The organism is Bradyrhizobium sp. Leo114, from assembly GCF_055229415.2.
On sequence record NZ_JBUYEN020000011.1, the window covers coordinates 168,827 to 187,623 of the forward strand.

An 18,797-nucleotide genomic window follows, 5' to 3' on the forward strand; every position below is an offset into this window, starting at 1 on the left:
TTGCGGGGGACAATGTTCGCAAGATCGCCGACGCGTATTAGTTGAGAGGGCTCAGACTTAACATGGCGAACAATCCCAAGAAGGTGAAAGATCCCACCGAAGTCGCGCTGTCTGCCATTCAGGAAGCTCTGAACATCGGTGAGAACAGTGCCGAGCCCAACCGCGATGTGATCAGTACCGGTAGCGGCGAAGCCGCGCCGCCCGCGATCCCTGCTGCGACCACGCCCTTCCCCGAAACCCCGTTCGAGACGCGTCCAGTCGAAACACGTCCCGGCAACGAGCGATCGGTGTTCGAGCCGATCGAGGAGCAACGCGGCCCCCGGCGCGCCGCCAATGACGATCGCGAGGCGATCGGACAGCTCCTGCAGGCGCTGCAGAAGGGCAGCCCTGCCCGCAACGTCTACACCTTTGCGTCGATCTTCACCGGCGTCTGGCTGGTCGGCTGCGGCCTGCTCACGGTGAGCTTCCTGTCCTCGCTGCAGGCCGCGATCGGCCAGAGCGGCGGCGTCCTGGTGCTGGCAGGCCTCGCCTGCCTGTTCCTCGCGCCCGTGCTGCTATTCTACTTCCTCGCGAGTCTTGCCTGGCGCGGGCAGGAGATGCGGATGATCGCGCAATCGATGGCGCAGGTCGCGATCCGCTTCTCGGAGCCCGAAGGGGCGGCGAGCGATTCCATGGTCACGGTCGGACAGGCGATCCGCCGCGAGGTCGCGGCGATGGGTGACGGCATCGAGCGCGCGATCGCGCGCGCCGGCGAGCTCGAGACGCTGGTCGCCAATGAGGTCGCGGCGCTGGAGCGCGCCTATTCCGACAACGAGGTGCGCATCCGCGCGCTGTTGCAGGACATCGCCCACCAGCGCGACAATCTGGTCGGACAGGCCGAGCAGGTGCGCAGCGCCATTTCCGGTGTGCAGATCGACCTGCGCCACGACATCGCGCTGATCTCGGATGCGATCGCCTCGCGCGTCGACGAAGTCGCAAAGAGCATCACCGGCGCTCTGGAAGAGCGCGGCCAGCACATCACCCAGGCGTTGAGCCACGCCGGCGACAACATGATCCTCGCGCTCGGCGAGCGCGGCGGCGACCTGCTCGACCGGCTCGAGGAAGCCAGCTCCGAGACCACGCGCGCGGTGCTCGATGCCTCCGAGCGGCTGACGAGCAGCCTCAACTTCAAGACCGGCCACGTCCACGACGAATTCGTCGACCTCGCCGACCGCGTCCATGAGATGCTGAACGAGCGCATCGACCGCATCACCGGCGAATTTGAGCAGCGCGCCGTGAGCGTTGTCGAGGGCATCTCCGAGCGCACCGAACTGGCGCACGATTCCCTGAAGAATTCCTCCGACTCGCTCCTGCTCGAGCTCGAGCTGCGCAGTGGAGACCTCGTCACCAAGATCGACGAGGCCGGCAATCGGCTGGCCAGCCACATCATCAGCTCCGGCGACAAGGCGAGCGAAGTGCTCGACGTCACCGTCAATTCGCTGGTTGCCAGGGTGGTGAGCCAGACCGAGAACGCACACGACTCGCTCGCGCTGCAGATGAGCGCCTTCGACGAACTGGTGAAAAACCAGGGCTCGGAACTGGCGGAGAAGTTCGCCCGCGACTCCGGCACGCTCGGCGCGCTGATCACCCGCCACATCGCGGAATTCGACCGCACCGTGAAGACGTTCGGCGGCGAGATCGTCGAGCGCATGGGCCAGCGCACCGAGGACATCGCCAACACCCTGAAAACCTATGTCGACAATTTCGACACCCGCCTCACCTCCAACAGCGGCGAGATCACGGCGACCCTCGACCAGCGCCTCCTGCAGTTCGAGACCACGCTCGGCGACCGTGTCAGCAGCCTCGACTCGTCGCTCGACAGCAAGCTCGCCATGTTCGACAGCGCGCTGAGCGGCCGCGTCAACACGCTCGACAGCTCGCTGGAGAACCGGCTCGGCACGCTCAACGCCTCGCTCGAGACCCGGCTTGGCTTCCTCGACAATTCGCTCGAAGGCCGCCTCAAATGGCTCGACGAGTCGATCGAGGGCCGCTTGAAGTCGCTGGAACAGACTTTCGACACTCGCACCAGCTCGGTCACGCAGACGATCGATGGCCGGCTCGGCATGCTCTCGACCTCGCTCACCGAAGGTGCGGCGCAGGCGATCCAGTCGATCGACTCCCGCCTCGGCCTGCTCACCTCCTCGCTCACCGACGGCGCCGCGCAGGCGATCGAGGCGCTCGATCGCCGCATCGCCAGCGTCACCGAAACCGTGGACGGCCGCAGCGCGCATCTGACCGACACCATCTCGGCCCGGTTCCTGGAAATCCACCAGGGCATCGAGACCCGCGTTGGCGCCATCGCCGGCGACATCGACGCCCGCGTGGCGCAGTTCGAGGACCTCCTGGGCTCGCGCGTCGAGGCGGTCGCGGGCCGCATCGAAAGCAGCGGACGCCAGGCCAGCGACGAGCTGATGGCGCGCGCTGAACTGCTCTCCTCCGGCATCAAGTCGCATGTCGAGGACGCCGAGCGCTCGCTCACCAATTTGGTGGTCAACACCAGCGAGACCATCCAGACCGGCGCGCGCACCGCGCAGCAGTCGCTGCTGACGGTCTCCTCCGACGTCGGCGCCCAGCTCAAGCTCACCGCCGGCGAAGTGGAGGCTGCGCTGACCGCGGTCGGCTCCGGTGCCGCAAGCTCGATCCTGTCCAGCGCCCGCGATGCCCAGGCCTCGCTGATGGCAGCCACCGGCGAGGTCGCCTCCCAGGTCAAGGCGCTCTCGACCGATGTCGAGCGCACCCTGCAGACCGTCGGCAGCGCGACCGCCGCCTCGATCCTGTCGGGAGCACGCGAGGCACAGACCGCGCTGGTCAGCGCCTCCACCGACGCGGCAAGCCAGGTCAAGTTGCTGGCCGTCGACGTCGAGCGCTCGCTGACGCTCGCCGGCACCGCCACAGCCGAAGCCGTCACGGCCGGTGCGCGCGAAGCACAGAACACGCTGATCGCGGCATCGACCGACATCACGAACCAGATCAAGTCGCTGGCGGGCGATGTCGAACGCTCGCTCACGCTTGCGGGTAGCTCGACGGCGGAAGCAGTCGTTGCCAGCGCACGCGAGGCCCAGAGCGCGCTGACAACAGCCTCGACCGACATCACCAGCCAGGTGAAGGCACTCTCGGTCGATGTGGAGCGCTCGCTGTCTGCCGCCGGCACATCGACGGCCGAGACAGTCCTGAGCAGCGCCCGCGAGGCGCAGAACAGGCTCACGTCGGCCTCGACCGAGGCGGCAAACCTGGTACGAACGCTAACCGCCGACGTGCAGAGCTCGCTGGTCGCGGCCTCAACCGACGCTGCAAACGCGGTCACAACGCTGACTGCCGACATGCAGCGCTCGCTATCCATGGCCGGCACGGCGACCGCGGAGTCGATCACCTCAGGCGCACGCGAGGCGCAGAACACGCTGGTTTCCGCGTCAACCGAAGCCGCGAACACTGTCAAGGCGCTGGTCGCTGACGTGCAGCGCTCGCTGTCCATGGCCGGCGCTGCTACCGCGGAGTCAGTCACCTCAGGCGCACGCGAGGCCCAGAACACGCTGGTTGCCGCATCAACCGAAGCTGCAAACAGCGTCACGACGCTGGTCGCAGACATGCAGCGCTCGCTGTCGATGGCTGGCGCGGCCACCGCGGAGTCGATCACTTCGGCTGCCCGCGACGTTCAGACCACGCTGGTCACCGGATCGTCGGAGGCAGCCAACCACGTCAAGTCGCTGGCGATCGATATCGAACGGACGCTGACCGCAGTCGGCGCCGACACTGCCGCGGCCATCCTGAGCAGCGCACGCGAGGCGCAGACCTCGTTCGTGTCGACCTCGGCCGACGCGGCTGGTCAGATCCAGGCCATCTCGGTCCAGATCGAGCGCTCGCTCGCTGCCGTCACGGCGAACACCACCGCGACGATTCAGACCTCGGCGCAGAACGCGCACAGTTCGCTGGTCGCCGCCGCCAACGAGGTCTCCTCGAAGGTCAAGACGACGTCCGCCGACATCGAGCGTTCGGTGCTCGCCGCCTCCAGCCAGTTCGGCTCGACCATGACCGGCAAGACCGACGAGATCGTCACCTATGTGCAGCAGCAGGCCGAGCGGCTGGCGCAGATGGTCGACACCAGGCGCGGCACGCTGGTGGAAGCGCTCACCAACAAGAGCGCGCAGCTCGCCACCGATATCGACCGCGCCACCGCGGACGCGCTGAAGTCGATCGAAATGCGCGGCCACACCTTCGCGCAGACGATGTCGAGCCACGGCGCCGAAGTCGCGCGCAACATCACCTCCGCCGGCGATCTTGCGACTGGCGCGGTGGCAAAGTCGCTGAAGGACCTCGAGCACTCCTCGCGCGCGGCGATCGACCAGTCGCGCCAGGTCTCGATTGCCGCCGTCACCGAGATGCAGGAGACCAGCAAGATCCTGCGCACGGATACGGTGGCGCTGTTCGAGCGGCTGCGCGAGGGCAACATCCTCTTGCAGGAGGTGCTCACCGGCGCCCACGACAACCTCAACTCGCTCGAGCGCGCGCTCGTGACCCGCGTCGCCGACTTCGTCTCGGCGATGAACGACGTCACCTCGCGCAACGGCATTGCGACCCAGACGCTGGAAGACCAGCTCACCGTGTTCAACAGCAAGACCCAGAAGGCGCTGGAGGACCTCGGCGAGCTGTCGACCCAGTTCGACACCCACGGCCGCGCGTTGGTCGAAGCCGCCGCATTGGTGGAGCAGAGCAACCGCAACACCACGGGCTCGATCGCCGAACGCAAGGCGACGCTGGAATCGCTGGTCACCACTATCGACCTGCGCACCACTGATCTCGACCAGCGGCTGTCGCGCTTCACCGGCCTGCTCGATGAATCGCTCGCCGCGGCCGAGGAGCGCGCCCGCGACATCGCCCGCGTGGTGGCGGAGACCGCCGGCGCCGGCTCTGCGGCGATCAGCCGCCAGTTCGAGGCCGTGCGCGCCGCGGCCGAGAACGAGCGGCAACAGACGCTCGACGCCATGAACGACCTGTACCAGCAGAGCACCCAGGAAACGGATGCGATGTTCAAGGAATCGACGGAAAAGTTCTCCGCGATGGTGCAGTCGATGAAGCAGATGGCGGCCGAGATGCACAACGAGCTCGAAGCCACCCGCAACGAGCTGCGCCGCGGCGTGCTCGAGATGCCGCAGGAGGCCGCGGAGAACACCGCGCAGATGCGCAAGGTGATCGTCGACCAGATCGAGGCGCTGGCCGAGCTCAACCGCATCGTGGCCCAGCACGGCCGCGGGCTCGACGTCGCGACCAATAGCCGGGTCAGCGTGCAGCGCCAGGACGAGACCGTGGTGGTCGCTGCCGCCGGCGGTCGCACAAGCGATGTCCGCATGCGCGGCGACTATGGCAGCGCATCGACCCTGCCGCCGCCGGACCTCGGCGTGCCGGCGCCGGCCTCGCGCCGCGCCGAAGCGCCGCCGGTCAGCCCGGCGACCCCGGACAACGGCCGGGACGGCTGGCTGTCGGACCTGCTCAACCGCAGCGATACCCCTGCCCCCGCGCCCCGCGAAGCGCCGCGTCCCCGTCCGCAGGCTGCCGCCGCCAATCCGCTGGAATCGCTGTCGCTCGACATCGGCCGGCTGATGGACCGCAACCTTGCGGCTGAGATGTGGGATCGCTACCAGCGCGGCGAGAACAAGGCGTTCAGCAAGCGGCTCTACACGCCGGCCGGCCAGAAGGCTTTCGACGAGGTCGCCCGCAAGTACCGCTCCGACCGCGGCTTCAAGCAGACGGTCGACCGCTACATCGCCGAGTTCGAGCGGCTGCTCGACGAAGTCGCCCGCGACGACCGCGGCCCGCAGTCGCTGCGCAACCACCTCACCTCGGAGACGGGGCTGGTGTACACGCTGCTCGCCCATGCGGCGGGGCGGCTGGGGTGAGACGCGAATAGCGAATGGCGAATAGCGAATAGAGAAATGGAGGCCGAAGGGCCTCCGTTTTGCTTTTCGTCATTGCGAGGAGCGAAAGCGACGAAGCAATCCATTCTCACCCGTTATGCGGTGCCAATGGATTGCTTCGCTTCGCTCGCAATGACGGCGGAGAACAAATCTCTCACCGTTATGCCCCGCGAAGGCGGGGCATCCAGTAGTCGCTACGGCCTGAGATGAGGCCGTGACGCTGCCGCATACCGGATCGTCCGCCTTCGCGGACGATGACGCTGGAGAGGGAACGAATCGCCCGCTACTGTCGCCTCCGTACCGGCCCTACCGACCTCGGCGGAGGCGGCGGTTCAGATGCGTTGCTGTTGCTGCTACTGCTACTGCTGCTGGCGCCGAACAACAGGCGCGTCGGGTTGCGGTCGAGGTTGTTCACGGCGCGGCTGATATCGCCGAGCGTCCTGCGGCCATCGGCCATCAGTGCGCCCGAGCGCTTGTCGAAATCTTCGGCGAGCTCGCGGATCGATTTCACCATCGCGGCCAGTTCGCCACCGCGATCGCCGCCAGCGATGCTGTTGAGGCCGAGCATGAGGTTGTCGGCCTTGCCCATCACGCCGTCGACCCTCAGCATCACATTGTCGATCTTCTCGGAATTGCGCGCGAGCGCCGCGGTGAAGGTCTCGAGATTACGCAGCGAGTTCTTCACCGATTCTTGATTGTCCGCGACGATGCGGTTGACGTTCTGAAGCGTCGCGCGGATCGCTTCGGTGACATCCTGCAGGGCCCTGGGATCGGCGGTCAGCACGGGGATACCGTCCTCGTCGAGCGGCACCGGAGGCGCCGTCTCCTCGCCGCCCTTCAGCGAGATCGCGGCAACGCCTGTCAATCCCTGGAATTCGAGGCCGACCAGGGTGTCCTTGCGGATCGGCGCGTTGTTCTCGACCATCGCGAATGCAACTACGCGACGCGGATTGTCGAGCTTCACCGAAATGACTTCCCCTATCCTGATACCATTAAAATTGACATTACCACCGTTCCGCAGACCCGAGGCCGGACCTTCGAAGATCACCCGCAAAGGGCTGCGCTGCTTGGTGGTATGCAGGCTCTGGAACCAGAGCACGAAGCCGAACGCAGCCGCAATCACCGCCAGCGTGAAGGCGCCGATCAGGACATAGTTCGCCCGGGTTTCCATCGATTGCTCCAGCTACTCGTCCAAGCTCGGGGCCCGCCGCGGCGGAACCGTCACTGATCCTTCTCTCTCGCGCATGATCTTGTCCGAAAACCGGTTTCCACCTGTCGGGATCACGCGCTAGCCGATGACGGCGCGGGCGCGTTTGCCATGGAAGTATTGCCGCAGCCATGGATGCTGCGAGGCCTGCATGTCAGCGATCGATCCTGCGGCAATGATCTTACCGTTCCCTAAAACGGCGATGCGGTCGCACGCGGTATATAGGCTGTCGAGGTCGTGGGTTACCATGAAAACGGTCAGCCCCAAAGTGCGCTGCAGGGTGCGCACCAGCTCGTCGAACTCGCCAGCGCCGATCGGGTCCAGGCCCGAAGTCGGCTCATCCAGGAACACGAGCTCCGGATCGAGCGCGAGCGCACGCGCCAGCGCCACGCGCTTGATCATGCCGCCGGAGAGCTCGGAAGGATAGCGGTCGGCGACCTCGGGCTTCAGCCCGACCATCACGAGCTTCGCCACCATGATCTCGTCCAAGAGCCGCTGTGAGACCCTCAGATATTCGCGCACCGGAAACTGGATGTTCTGCCGCACGGTGAGCGAGGAGAACAGTGCGCCCTGCTGGAACAGGACGCCCCAGCGCCGTTCGACCCGGCGCCGTTCGCTGGAGCTGGCGCCATCGAGGTCGATGCCGAACACCTCGATGCGTCCCGACACCTTCGGCACCAGCCCGATGATCGTGCGCGTCAGCACCGACTTGCCGGCGCCGGAGGGCCCGACAAAGCCCAGGATCTCGCCGCGTTTCACATCGAGATCGAGACCGTCGAGCACGCGAGTCCTGCCGAACTGCACCGTGATGTCGCGAACGCGGATGATGGCGTCGGAAATGGGCTGTACGAGCATGGTCACATCCCGATCGACGCGAAGAAGATCGCGAACACGCCGTCCATCACGATGACGAAGAAGATGCCCTTCACCACCGATGACGTCGTGTGCTGGCCGAGCGATTCCGCGCTGCCCTGCACCGCCAGCCCCTCGACACAGGCGACGATGCCGATCACCGCCGCCATCACCGGCGCCTTGACCATGCCGACGATGAAATGATTGATCGAGATGGCATCGCGCAGCCGCAGCAGGAACGCTTCCGGATCGACGCCGCCATAGAGCCAGGCGACGAGGCCGCCGCCATAGAGCGCGGCCATCGCGCCGAGAAAGGCGAGGATCGGCAGCGCCAGCACCAGCGCCAGCATGCGGGGCAGGACCAGCACCTCGATCGGATCGAACCCCATGGTACGCAGCGCGTCGATTTCCTCGCGCATCTTCATCGAGCCGAGCTCGGCGGTGTAGGCACTGCCCGAGCGTCCGGCGACCATGATGGCAACGAGCAACACGCCGATCTCGCGCAGCACCAGCACGCCGAGCATGTCGACCACGAAGATGTCGGCGCCGAACCTGCGGAAATGAAAGATGCCTTGCTGCGCGATGATGCAGCCGATCAGGAAGGTGATCAGCACCACGATCGGCACCGCGCGCCAGCACACCTGCTCCAGATGGTGGATGGTCGAGGTCAGACGGAACGAGCGCGGGCGGATCAAGACATGCCCGCTCGCGACGAGCACGGCGCCGAGCATGTCGATCAATCCGATGATCGTGCCGCCGATGCCGACCACCACCCGGCCGATCTGGTCCAGCATGGCCATAATCGAGACCGGGCCGGTCTCGGCCTCCGGCGTTTCCTTCACCCGCCTGACTTCGTCGACCAGGCTCGAATAGTTTTCCGAGAGCCCGGCGATGGTCGCCTCGCCGCCACCGTGGCTCAGGCTGCGCCTGAGCCGCTCGATCAACCAGGCGCCGAAGGTGTCGAGCTTGGAGACCTGGGAGACGTCGATGAAGATATCGGGACGGGTGCCGCGGAGTTTTTCCGCGTCGGCCACCATCCGCTCCAGCACGGGCGCAAAACGGGCCGTCCACGGCCCCGCGGCGCACAGGGCAAGGCCGCCGCCCTGTGTTATCCGTTCCAGTGTCGGGTCGCCGTTCAAAATGCCCACCCCAGGCTGGTTGTCTCGTTCGAAAGATAGGAATTCGAACGCCGCATTGCCTTGTAGAATCTGGCGCTAGCCAGCCATAGTTGGCAGCGCCCCGCAAGCGCACGGTTCAGAAATTGCGAGATTTTGAAATGACTTCCAGCCGATCCGCGCGCCTAACGCAAGAGCTTGCCGCCTTTGTCGAACGCTGGCCGATCGCGGGCGCCTTCACCATCAGCCGGGGCGCCAAGACCGAGGCCGTTACCGTCGTGGCCGAGGTCAGCCTGGACGGGTTGACCGGGCGCGGCGAATGCGTGCCCTACCCGCGCTATGGCGAGACGCCGGAGGCGGCGCTTGCGGCGATCCAGGCGATGCAGGGGCCCCTTGCGGCCGGCATGGACCGGAAGGCCCTGCAGGCGCAAATGCCGCCGGGCGCGGCCCGGAACGCGCTGGATTGCGCCCTGTGGGACCTCGAGGCCAAGCGCAGCGGCAATCGGACATGGAACCTGCTCGGGCGCGGCACGCCGGTCCCCTGCACCACGGCCTACACGATCTCGCTGGGAACGCCGGAGGCGATGGCGGACGCGACCGCCAGCGCGGCGCACCGACCGCTGCTCAAGATCAAGCTCGGCGGCGACGGCGATGGAGAGCGCATCAAGGCGGTACGAAGAGCGGCGCCGAATGCGGAACTGATCGTCGACGCCAATGAGGCCTGGACGGCGGACAACCTCGCCGACAACCTCGCCGCCTGCGCGGATGCCGGCGTCACACTGGTGGAGCAGCCGCTGCCGGCCGGCAACGATGCGGCGCTGGCTGAGATCAAGCGGCCGCTTGCCGTCTGCGCCGACGAAAGCGTGCATGCGCGCGCCTCGCTGGAGGGGCTCCGCGACCGCTACGACGCAGTCAATATCAAGCTCGACAAGACCGGCGGCCTGACCGAGGCGTTGGCGATGGCGGATGCCGCCCAGGCGCTCGGCTTCGACATCATGGTCGGCTGCATGGTCGCGACCTCGCTTGCCATGGCGCCCGCGATGCTGCTCACCCCGCAGGCGCGCTTCGTCGATCTCGACGGCCCCTTGTTGCTCGCGCGCGACCGCGACCACGGGCTGCGCTACGACGGCAGCCTCGTCTATCCGCCGGAGGCCGCGCTCTGGGGATGATGGAGTCCCCTTCTTGACGCGTTTTCTTAACGCGAACCGGTACCCACTTCGCTTGAAAACGCTATCCGGTTGCGCCCCAGCCACATCACGAGCGCACCTGACGCCGCCATCGCGGCCATCAGGTAATAGACGCCCTGGCCGTAGCGGGCATAGACGACGCCGCACAGGATCGCGGTGCTGCTCGAGACGATGCCGCTGCAGGCGGCAAGATAGCCCTGCCCGCGCGCCATGATGTGTCCGGGCACCTGATGCACCAAAAGCCCCATGATGCCGACCTGCGTCAGGCCGAAGGTCAGCCCATGCGTGAGCTGCACGACGGCCAGGACCGGAAGCGGCGGGTCCTGCGCGGTGATCACCCAGCGCGCAACCCCGGCCAGTGCGCCGATCACGACCAGCATCGCCGGGGGCAGCGTGAGGCGCGGCGATACCGCAAACAGCACGATCTCCGCGAGCACGCCGAGCGACCACAGCGCTGCGATGGTGAGCCCGCCCAGGCCGGCCTGCTTCCAGACGATGGAGGCAAAGATGTAATAGGCGACATGGCTGCCCTGGATCAGCGCAGAAGCCGCGATGATCGCGAGGAAGCCGCGATCGCGGAGCAGCGCGACGCCGCCGCGCTGTGCGGTCTCGGCCCTCTTTGTGACCTCGAGCGGCCGCAGGCCCAGGCTGGTGAGCGCACTGACCCCCGCTACGGCAGCAATGATCCAGATCAGGTGCTCCGCCGCGACTTCATCGACCAGCAGCCCGCACAAGAGCGCGCCGACCACGAAGGCGGCCGAACCCCACAGCCGCAGCGGACCATAGTTCAGTCTGTAATGCGTCACGCCGCGGAGCGCATAGGCATCCGTGAGCGGCCCAATCGGCGTCCACAGGCAGCAGGTGACGACGAAGACCAGGAATACCGGCAGCGCCTGGCGCTGGGTGCCGATGAGGGCAAATCCGAACGCGGTCGCGGCCGCCGTGATCATGATGGCGCCGCGCAGCATCCGCCGCCGCTCGGCAAGGGACGTGATCAGCGGCAGCACGGTGAAACGGGTCACCGCGGGCACCGCCGTGATGATGCCGATCCAGGACGCCTCGATCCCCACCGCCTTCAGCCAGAGCGGGAAGAACGGCAGATAGGTGCCGAGCATCCCGAACATGGTGCCGTAAAAGGCTCCGAGGCGAGCCGCGAATCGCTTAGCATCCACTTGCGGCGCTGCAGGAATTTGTGATTCGGAAGCCATCAATCCAATTGCGATTCGCCTGATATCGTGGTGTTCGTTATCGCAGCGCGCCGCAATTTGCGCGACGAGATTTGCATGGCCAACGAAGCATTCGCCCTTTCGCCGATCACAGCCCGCCCGGTGCAGCCGGGCGAGGACGATTACCACGCGATCAGCGAAGCCTTCATGGAGACTTCGCGCGGCCGCTGGTTCCTCTCCGAATACGCCAAGCGCAACCGCAACGCCGATACCCGCCTGGTGCTGGATGCGGTGGCCCGGCTCGAGGAAAGCCTTGTCGCGCAGAAGCAGGCGGTCGAACCCGATCCGGGGCCGGCGGTCGCCGAGGCCATCGCCGCGATCCGCGACGCGGTGGAGGCCGCGCAGGCATCTGCGGCCGAAGCACTCGACAGCCTGGCGCTGGAGCAGAAGCTTGCCCCGGTGCGCAAGGGCGCGCGGGTGATCCGCGAGATCGCGTGGCGGCTGCGCGAGATCGGCAATGACGGACGCATCTGCGACCTCATCGATTCCCAGGTCGTCGCGATCGAGAGCGGCGCCGCGCAGATTTCATCCGACGACGCGAAGGCCGCGCTGGATGCCGCCTTCGCGCCGATCGTGCAGCGCCTTGCCCAGTTCTCCGAGGTCGATGAGACGCCCGCGCCGAGCGCCGAAGCGCCGATGGCTCCGTCACCCGCACCTGCACCGGAGAGCCACGCGGAGCCGCGCGCCCTTCACACGGTGGAGGTCGAGCACACGACAGAAGTCGAGGCTCCACCGGAGGCGCCGGCCGCCGTGGAGACCGTCGCCGCACCTCCCGAGCCGGAAGCCGCGGAAGAGACCATCACCGTTGCGGACGCGGAAGCCGCGCTCGCTGTCGCCGAAGCGGCGCTGGCGGAGGCTGAAGCGGTCGAGCTTGCTCGCGCCACCGAGGAAGCTGCGGCCGACGCTCATGACGAGGCCGTGCTCGACATGATCGCGATGGAGATGGGCGCACCCGACCCGTTCGACGTTGAGGACGCCACGGCGACGATCGCCGAAGAACCACCCGTTGAACTGGAAGCACCGCCCGCGCCGGAAATCGTGCCGCAGGCGCCTGAGCTTGCCGTCGCGCTGCCGGAACCGCAGTTCGAGCTTCCGCCGCAGCCTACCTTCGTCTCGCCGCCCGAGCCTCCCGTCGAAATCTCGCTCGGCTCCACCATCATTGCCAACGGCATCGTCAAGAAGCCCAGCGCCACCGCCAGCGATCCGCTCGCGCCGATCCGCCGCATGAGCCAGGCCGAGAAGATCGCGTTCTTCTCGTAAGCGCGAGGCTTGCCGCTCCGCGAGGAGACTCGCGCAGTGGCCGATGTCTCGTTACAAGAGCTGTGATAAAGTACACAGCACGGACACGTGCTGCTAGCGTCCGCGAAGTCCATCCTGGCGACAGGTGCAAGCGACGGACTCATGTCATGAGGCAGTCGACATCGGCGGACGAACGTTCGAGCATTCAGCGCCTCGTGCTGCTTGATCCGCGCGACGGCGACGTCGAGGACGATGCGGCCAGCCCCGGTCAGCGTTCGCTGCTTGCTATTGCCGGCAGCCTGCTTGTCGAGATCAGCCTGCCGAAGCTCTTGTTCGCGTGGACCGCGTTGCTCCTGCTGCCGGCCGTGCTGCTCGGCCTCGCGCCGCTCTTGGCCTCCGCCTGGCTTTCGATCTTGTCGGAAAAAATCCTGGTCCTGACGGAAATCGGCGCGGCGTTGATGCTGATCGCGATCGTCGCGCTCGGCTGGTTCGCCTGGCGGCCGCTGCTGCGGATCGTCGAGACCAGTTTCTGGTCGCTCAACGCGCTCGCGGTGCAGCCAAGCTACGCGTTCTGCCGTGAGGCACTGCGCCACCTGACGGAACGGATCTGGCAAAACAGCCTGACTCCAAATTTGCGCATGCGAGTGCGACGCGCGTGTTCGCTCGGTGCCGGCATCCTGCTCAGCGCAGGCGCGGCATTGATCGCAATCCTGGTTTGGCCGACCTCGCAATGGACCGCCGGCCTGATCGATCTCGCCATAGGTCATCATCTCGTGGTGACGACGCTGGCCAACGCCGTTGTGCTCGTGTCCTGCTATCTCGCCGCGGCGTCATTGGCCTGGGGTTTTGCCGATGCCAGCATGGATCAGCCGGCCGATCTTGCCGCGTTCGATATCCCTGGATCCGCGCGCATCTGGCGCGTTGCGCACCTGTCCGATGTCCACGTCGTCGGCGAGCGATATGGCTTTCGCATCGAATGCGGGCGCGCCGGGCCGCGCGGCAATGAACGCTTTGCCGCCGCGCTTGCTCGTCTCGCCGCCATTCATGCCGCCGATCCGCTCGATCACGTGCTGATCAGTGGCGATATGACGGATGCGGGGCGCGCCAGCGAATGGGCCGAGTTCTTTGAGGCATTGTCAGAGCACCCTGATCTTGCCGCGCGGACGCTTCTGCTGCCGGGCAATCATGACGTGAACATCGTCGATCGCGCCAATCCGGCCCGGCTCGACTTGCCGTTCAGCCCCGGCAAGCGGCTGCGGCAAATGCGAACCCTGTCGGCGATATCGGCCATTCAGGGCAATCGGGTGCGCCTCGTCGACAACTCAGGCAAAGTCGCGGCCACGCTGGACGAACTCCTCACGCCGCATCGCGAAGAGATTGTTGCGTTCGCCGAGCGCGGCGGCGTGCGTCGGGGCGCCGAGCTTCGCCGGCTATTCGAGGACCAATTCCCGATGATCCTGCCGCCCGACCAACCGGAAGGCCTCGGAATAGCCATCCTCGACTCCAATGCCGAAACCCACTTCTCCTTCACCAACGCGCTCGGGCTGGTCTCGCTCGAACAGGTGCAGCGGCTGGAGGCCGCCATGAACTATTTTCCGAAAGCACGGTGGATCGTGGCGCTACACCATCACCTCACGGAATATCCCATGCCGACGACGAAGTTCTCCGAGCGCATTGGAACGGCATTAATCAATGGGAGCTGGTTCGTCCGTAGACTGCAAGCCTTTGCCGACCGCGTCGTGGTGATGCACGGTCACCGCCACATCGACTGGATCGGTGCATGCGGCGCATTGAAGATTATCTCCGCACCCTCGCCGGTGATGAACGCTGCCAATGATGCGCCAAGCTATTTCTACATCCACCACCTGATGAGCGGCCTCGATGGAACGCTTTGCCTCGCCGAGCCGGAGAAGGTGGAGATTGCGGGAAACTAGCTAGCAGCACCCCTACGCTGGTCGCGCTCGGGCTTTACATTACTGTCACTTAGTGACATCATTTACGTCACTAAGTGACATGAGGTGGCTCCGTGGGTTCGATGCAAGACGATGCGCGTCTGGCGGTCTCGCGCCAGGCAGCCAGACTTTTTCTGGAACGTGGGGTCAGCGGCACAAGCGGGGACGATATCGCCGAGGCTTCCGGCCTCTCCAAGCGAACGGTGTGGAGATACTTCCGCACCAAGGAGAGCTGCGTGGAGCCGCTGTTCGCCCAGTCGTGGAGCCGCTTCGCCCTGCAACTACAACGTTGGCCGCGCAACGTGTCGCTTGAAGCGCAACTCGCGGAGTGTTTCGACCTGGAAAAGCAGTCGGCAGAAGAGATCGCCGACGGGATCCTGATCGTCAGGCTAATCGCCGCCTTTCCCGATGAGCCTGACCTTCGCTCAACCTGGCTCCTGTCCTACCACGATGGCGAAGAGCAGATGATGGCGGTCATCGCGGATCGGCTGGATCGCTTGCGCAATGATTTCGACGTCCGCCTGTGCGCCGCTGCCGTGATGTGTGCGATACGCACGATCGATGAGACGATCAGCCTGGCTGCGGTGCGCTACGGCCAGACCTTCACCACCGCAGAAGTGGTTGCGCGGATGTCGCGCGCCATCCGGGCGGTCAGCAACCTGCCCTTCTGTGATCCTGTCGTGCCGAAACCTTTCGGCGACGACTTGTCCGCTGTCGACGACCGGCAATCTTCATGACCGAAGGCTGGCCGACGACGTTTCGTGCCCCACGGCTCCCTCTGGCCCCGGCCATTCCCACCCTAGCCCAATCCGTTTTGGAGAGACCATGCGCTACATCGCTTATCCGGAGACCGAACGCGGCGATCTGGTGGAGGAGCATTTCGGCGAGAAGATCGCTGATCCTTATCGCTGGCTGGAAGGCGATGCGCGCAGTGACCGAAAGCTCGCAGCCTGGATCGAAGCGCAAAACGCGGTGACGCAAAAATATCTCAGCACCCTGCCCGGTCGCGACGTGTTCAGGCAGCGGATGACCGAATTGCTGGACTACGAGCGCTTCACGGTCCCGCTGAAGCGCGGCGAGCGCTATTTCTTCACCCGCAATGACGGCGTTGCCAATCAGGCTTCGCTCTATGTGGGTGGCGGGGCGGCGGGCGAAGACCGCCTGCTGATCGATCCCAATGCCTGGTCGACTGACAACGCCGATGCGCTGGCCGAATGGGCGCCGTCCGATGACGGCCGCTTCCTGGCCTTCGGCGTGCGGACCGGCGGCACGGACTGGCGCACCATCAAAGTGCTCAACGTCGATACTGGCCAGCAGTTGGACGACGCCGTCGAATGGGCGCGGTTCACCCGGCTGGCCTGGGTGCCCGATGGCTCCGGCTTCTTCTATTCGCGCTATCCTGAGCCTGAAGCCGGCACGGCCGCGAGCGCTGGCGTCGCCAACCACGCCGTCTATTTCCACAGACTGGGCACGCCGCAGGCCGAAGACCGTCTCATCTACTGCACCCCGGATCACCCGGGACTGCTGCACGTGGCCGATCGCGCCGTGGATGGCCGCTACCTCCACATCTCCTCGACCCCTGGGTCGAACGAGAGCGCCCTCACCGTCGTCGACCTGAGCGCTACGGACTGGACGCCACGCACTATCGTCCCAAGCATGGACGCCGAGTGGATGGTTCTCGGCAACGATGGCGCCAAGTTGATCCTGATCACCACCGATGGCGCCGAGCGCCGTCGCGTGGTGTCGCTCGACCTCGCCGCGCCCGAGCCGCAGCCGGTCGAGATCGTGCCCGAAGCCGAGGGCAGCGCGGTGCTCAACGACGCCGCCCTGCTTGGCGGCAAGCTGCTGATCGGCTACCTCGTCGATGCCAAGACCGAGATCCGTCGCTTCGACATGGACGGCGCGCCCGATGGCGCGGTGGCGCTGCCCAGCATCGGCACGGCAGGCGGCTTGACCGGCAATCCGGCCGAAGACGAGGCGTTCTTCGTCTTCACCAGCTATGACGTGCCCGCCACCATCTACCGTTACGACGTCACCTCCAACGCCATCGAGCCGTGGGCCGAGCCCGAGGTGGCGATCGACCTGAGCAGGATCGTGGTGGAGCAGCGCTTCTGTCGCTCCAAGGACGGCACATGGGTGCCGTTGTTCCTGATCCGTCGCAAGGACGTGTCCGGGGCCGCGCCGACCCTGCTCTACGGCTATGGCGGGTTCGGCATCAGCCAGGTTCCGATCTATAACTCCCTGCAACTCGCCTGGGTCGAACAAGGCGGCGTGCTGGCAGTTGCCAACATCCGCGGCGGCGGTGAGTACGGCAGGGCCTGGCACCGCGCGGGCCAACTTGAAAACAGGCAGAACGTGTTCGACGACTTCATCGCCGCCGCCGAGTTCCTGAAGGCCGAAGGCATCACCGCGCCGGACGGCCTGACGATCCAGGGCGAGTCGGGAGGCGGCCTGTTGGTCGGCGCGGTGACCAACCAGCGACCTGACCTCTTCGACGTGGCGCTGCCGGGCGTCGGCGTGATGGACATGCTGCGCTACGACAAGTTCACCGCCGGCCTATTTTGGATGGGCGAGTATGGCAGCCCGGCCGAAGAGCGGCACTTCCGCAACCTCATGACCTACTCGCCCTACCACACCATCAGGGCCGGCGCCGACTATCCAGCGATCCTCGCCACGACCGCCGACGCCGATGACCGCGTCGTTCCCGCGCACACTTTCAAATATGTCGCGGCGTTGCAGGCGGCGGACCTTGGTCCGAGGCCGCATCTGGTGCGCATCGAAACCCGCGCCGGGCACGGTGCCGGCATGCCGCTGGACAAGATCATCGCCCTGCACGCCGACATGTGGGCCTTCGCTGCCCATTGGACGGGTCTGCAAGTAGGTGCCTAGGCCCGCTTCGCATCCGCCGGTCCTCCGAGCAGATCGGCGAGCCAGCACGTCGACGGGTGCTCGGCAGAGAAGGTGAGAAGCGCAAGCGTGATTGGCACACCGATGAAGGTGCCGAACAGGCCCCACAGGAAGGTCCACAAGAAGATCGCAAACAGCACGATGAACGGCGATATCGATAGCGTGTTGCCGGCGACGCGTGGCTCGACATAGCTGCCGACCACGAACTGGATGATGTTGAGGCAGGCAAAGACACCGAACACCGCCGGCCAGCTCTCGAATTGCGTCATGGCAAGCAGCGTCGGAAACAGCGTGGCGATGAACGGCCCGATGAACGGGATGTAGTTCAGCACGAAGGCGATCACGCCCCATTCGAACGCGAATGGCAATCCGGTAACGCCGGCGAAAAGGCCGACCAGAAGGCCGGTGACTGCGCTCATCTGCGTGCGCACCAGCAGATATTTCCGAAATTTGGCCGCGGTCGCCGCGCTGCCATTGAGCAACACGCGCGCCGCCGTGGCGTTCTCCAATCTGTCTATCCTTCGCCTGGCATCCTCGACCTCGAGCAGCCCCAGCACGACATAGACCAGCGCGATCAGCCAGAAGCTCAGCGTGGTGTTGAGGCGGCCGGTGACGTATTGCGTGGCGCGCAGCAGCCAGCCGACATTGAAGTGCTCGGCCCAGAGGCTGGCAACCTCGATGCCATGGCCATCGAGCCATATCACGGCCCGTTCATAGAACGTCTGATACCGCCCAGCATCGGCGACGAGGAAATGGCCGACGCGGCCAAAGCCCCACGCCGCCAGCGAAGCGAAGGCAAGGCAGATCGCCACCGTGACCAGCATGGTGATCGCGAGCGCTGCGAGCTTCGGCATCCATGACTGCAGCCACTTCTGCGCCGGCCAGACGATCGCGATGATGAACAGCGCCGCAGCGAGCGGCGCCAGCACACTCCTCGCCTGCGATGCGGCCGCGCCGACGAGCACTACCGCGATGACGACGGTTGCAACCCTTTGCCCGGAGCCGTCCCCCATCCTGGATTCCTCCGACCTTGCGCCAAACAAAGATTGTCAGGTGCTGCAATCCGCCGCAAGGGCAGTCAGCCGATCGATGGGGCGGGGCCAGGGATTTGGACGCCGTTGATGCGCTGATTGCGCAGGCGCCAAAACGATGTTCTGCGTCGTA

General features: G+C 65.8%; 11 protein-coding genes. 6 read left to right on the plus strand and 5 right to left on the minus strand.

The window, feature by feature from the left end:
* Positions 1-62: 62 nt before the first annotated feature.
* Positions 63-5,930: an apolipoprotein A-IV repeat region-like domain-containing protein gene (locus tag ACZIRK_RS16095; protein ID WP_463327704.1), complete on the plus strand. Its 5,868-nt coding sequence runs from the start codon at positions 63-65 to the stop codon at positions 5,928-5,930.
* 301 nt (positions 5,931-6,231) lie between these two features.
* On the opposite strand, the gene ACZIRK_RS16100 is transcribed toward ACZIRK_RS16095, so the two are convergent.
* The 3 genes from ACZIRK_RS16100 to ACZIRK_RS16110 all read right to left on the minus strand — a co-directional run bounded on the left by ACZIRK_RS16100 (position 6,232) and on the right by ACZIRK_RS16110 (position 9,146).
* Positions 6,232-7,119, minus strand: coding sequence for an MlaD family protein (locus ACZIRK_RS16100; RefSeq protein ID WP_130227049.1), 888 nt, complete (start codon positions 7,117-7,119; stop codon positions 6,232-6,234).
* Positions 7,120-7,236: 117 nt separating this feature from the next.
* On the minus strand, positions 7,237-8,010 hold the full coding sequence (locus ACZIRK_RS16105; protein ID WP_456643387.1) for an ABC transporter ATP-binding protein: 774 nt from the start codon (positions 8,008-8,010) through the stop codon (positions 7,237-7,239).
* Between the two features lie 2 nt (positions 8,011-8,012).
* Positions 8,013-9,146: an ABC transporter permease gene (locus tag ACZIRK_RS16110; RefSeq protein WP_463327705.1), complete on the minus strand. Its 1,134-nt coding sequence runs from the start codon at positions 9,144-9,146 to the stop codon at positions 8,013-8,015.
* Between the two features lie 137 nt (positions 9,147-9,283).
* Here ACZIRK_RS16110 and dgcA point away from each other — a divergent pair, with 137 nt between their 5' ends.
* Entirely contained in the window at positions 9,284-10,291 is a 1,008-nt protein-coding gene (gene dgcA / locus ACZIRK_RS16115; protein WP_463327706.1) for an N-acetyl-D-Glu racemase DgcA, read from the plus strand.
* A gap of 26 nt (positions 10,292-10,317) precedes the next feature.
* On the opposite strand, the gene ACZIRK_RS16120 is transcribed toward dgcA, so the two are convergent.
* On the minus strand, positions 10,318-11,517 hold the full coding sequence (locus ACZIRK_RS16120; protein ID WP_463327707.1) for an MFS transporter: 1,200 nt from the start codon (positions 11,515-11,517) through the stop codon (positions 10,318-10,320).
* Positions 11,518-11,592: 75 nt separating this feature from the next.
* On the opposite strand from ACZIRK_RS16120, the gene ACZIRK_RS16125 reads away from it, so the two are divergent.
* The 4 genes from ACZIRK_RS16125 to ACZIRK_RS16140 all read left to right on the plus strand — a co-directional run bounded on the left by ACZIRK_RS16125 (position 11,593) and on the right by ACZIRK_RS16140 (position 17,615).
* On the plus strand, positions 11,593-12,795 hold the full coding sequence (locus ACZIRK_RS16125) for a hypothetical protein (protein ID WP_463327708.1): 1,203 nt from the start codon (positions 11,593-11,595) through the stop codon (positions 12,793-12,795).
* Between the two features lie 146 nt (positions 12,796-12,941).
* Positions 12,942-14,708 carry a metallophosphoesterase family protein gene (locus ACZIRK_RS16130; protein WP_463327709.1) on the plus strand — a complete coding sequence of 589 codons (1,767 nt, stop codon included), beginning with the start codon at positions 12,942-12,944 and terminating at the stop codon, positions 14,706-14,708.
* 101 nt (positions 14,709-14,809) lie between these two features.
* On the plus strand, positions 14,810-15,463 hold the full coding sequence (locus ACZIRK_RS16135; protein WP_463327710.1) for a TetR/AcrR family transcriptional regulator: 654 nt from the start codon (positions 14,810-14,812) through the stop codon (positions 15,461-15,463).
* 88 nt (positions 15,464-15,551) lie between these two features.
* On the plus strand, positions 15,552-17,615 hold the full coding sequence (locus ACZIRK_RS16140; protein ID WP_463327711.1) for a prolyl oligopeptidase family serine peptidase: 2,064 nt from the start codon (positions 15,552-15,554) through the stop codon (positions 17,613-17,615).
* Here ACZIRK_RS16140 and ACZIRK_RS16145 read toward each other — a convergent pair.
* Positions 17,612-18,646, minus strand: a complete 1,035-nt coding sequence (locus tag ACZIRK_RS16145; RefSeq protein ID WP_130227057.1) for an AI-2E family transporter — start codon at positions 18,644-18,646, stop codon at positions 17,612-17,614. The two genes, ACZIRK_RS16140 and ACZIRK_RS16145, sit on opposite strands and share 4 nt — an antisense overlap.
* Positions 18,647-18,797: the final 151 nt, after the last annotated feature.

Bases quoted from the DNA above. Each gene is read 5' to 3' on its own strand.
- ACZIRK_RS16130 (WP_463327709.1), top strand. From the start codon at position 12,942: ATGAGGCAGTCGACATCGGCGGACGAACGTTCGAGCATTCAGCGCCTC.
- ACZIRK_RS16095 (WP_463327704.1), top strand. From the start codon at position 63: ATGGCGAACAATCCCAAGAAGGTGAAAGATCCCACCGAAGTCGCGCTG.
- dgcA (WP_463327706.1), top strand. From the start codon at position 9,284: ATGACTTCCAGCCGATCCGCGCGCCTAACGCAAGAGCTTGCCGCCTTT.
- ACZIRK_RS16145 (WP_130227057.1), bottom strand. From the start codon at position 18,646: ATGGGGGACGGCTCCGGGCAAAGGGTTGCAACCGTCGTCATCGCGGTA.
- ACZIRK_RS16100 (WP_130227049.1), bottom strand. From the start codon at position 7,119: ATGGAAACCCGGGCGAACTATGTCCTGATCGGCGCCTTCACGCTGGCG.
- ACZIRK_RS16120 (WP_463327707.1), bottom strand. From the start codon at position 11,517: ATGGCTTCCGAATCACAAATTCCTGCAGCGCCGCAAGTGGATGCTAAG.
- ACZIRK_RS16105 (WP_456643387.1), bottom strand. From the start codon at position 8,010: ATGCTCGTACAGCCCATTTCCGACGCCATCATCCGCGTTCGCGACATC.
- ACZIRK_RS16140 (WP_463327711.1), top strand. From the start codon at position 15,552: ATGCGCTACATCGCTTATCCGGAGACCGAACGCGGCGATCTGGTGGAG.
- ACZIRK_RS16135 (WP_463327710.1), top strand. From the start codon at position 14,810: ATGCAAGACGATGCGCGTCTGGCGGTCTCGCGCCAGGCAGCCAGACTT.
- ACZIRK_RS16125 (WP_463327708.1), top strand. From the start codon at position 11,593: ATGGCCAACGAAGCATTCGCCCTTTCGCCGATCACAGCCCGCCCGGTG.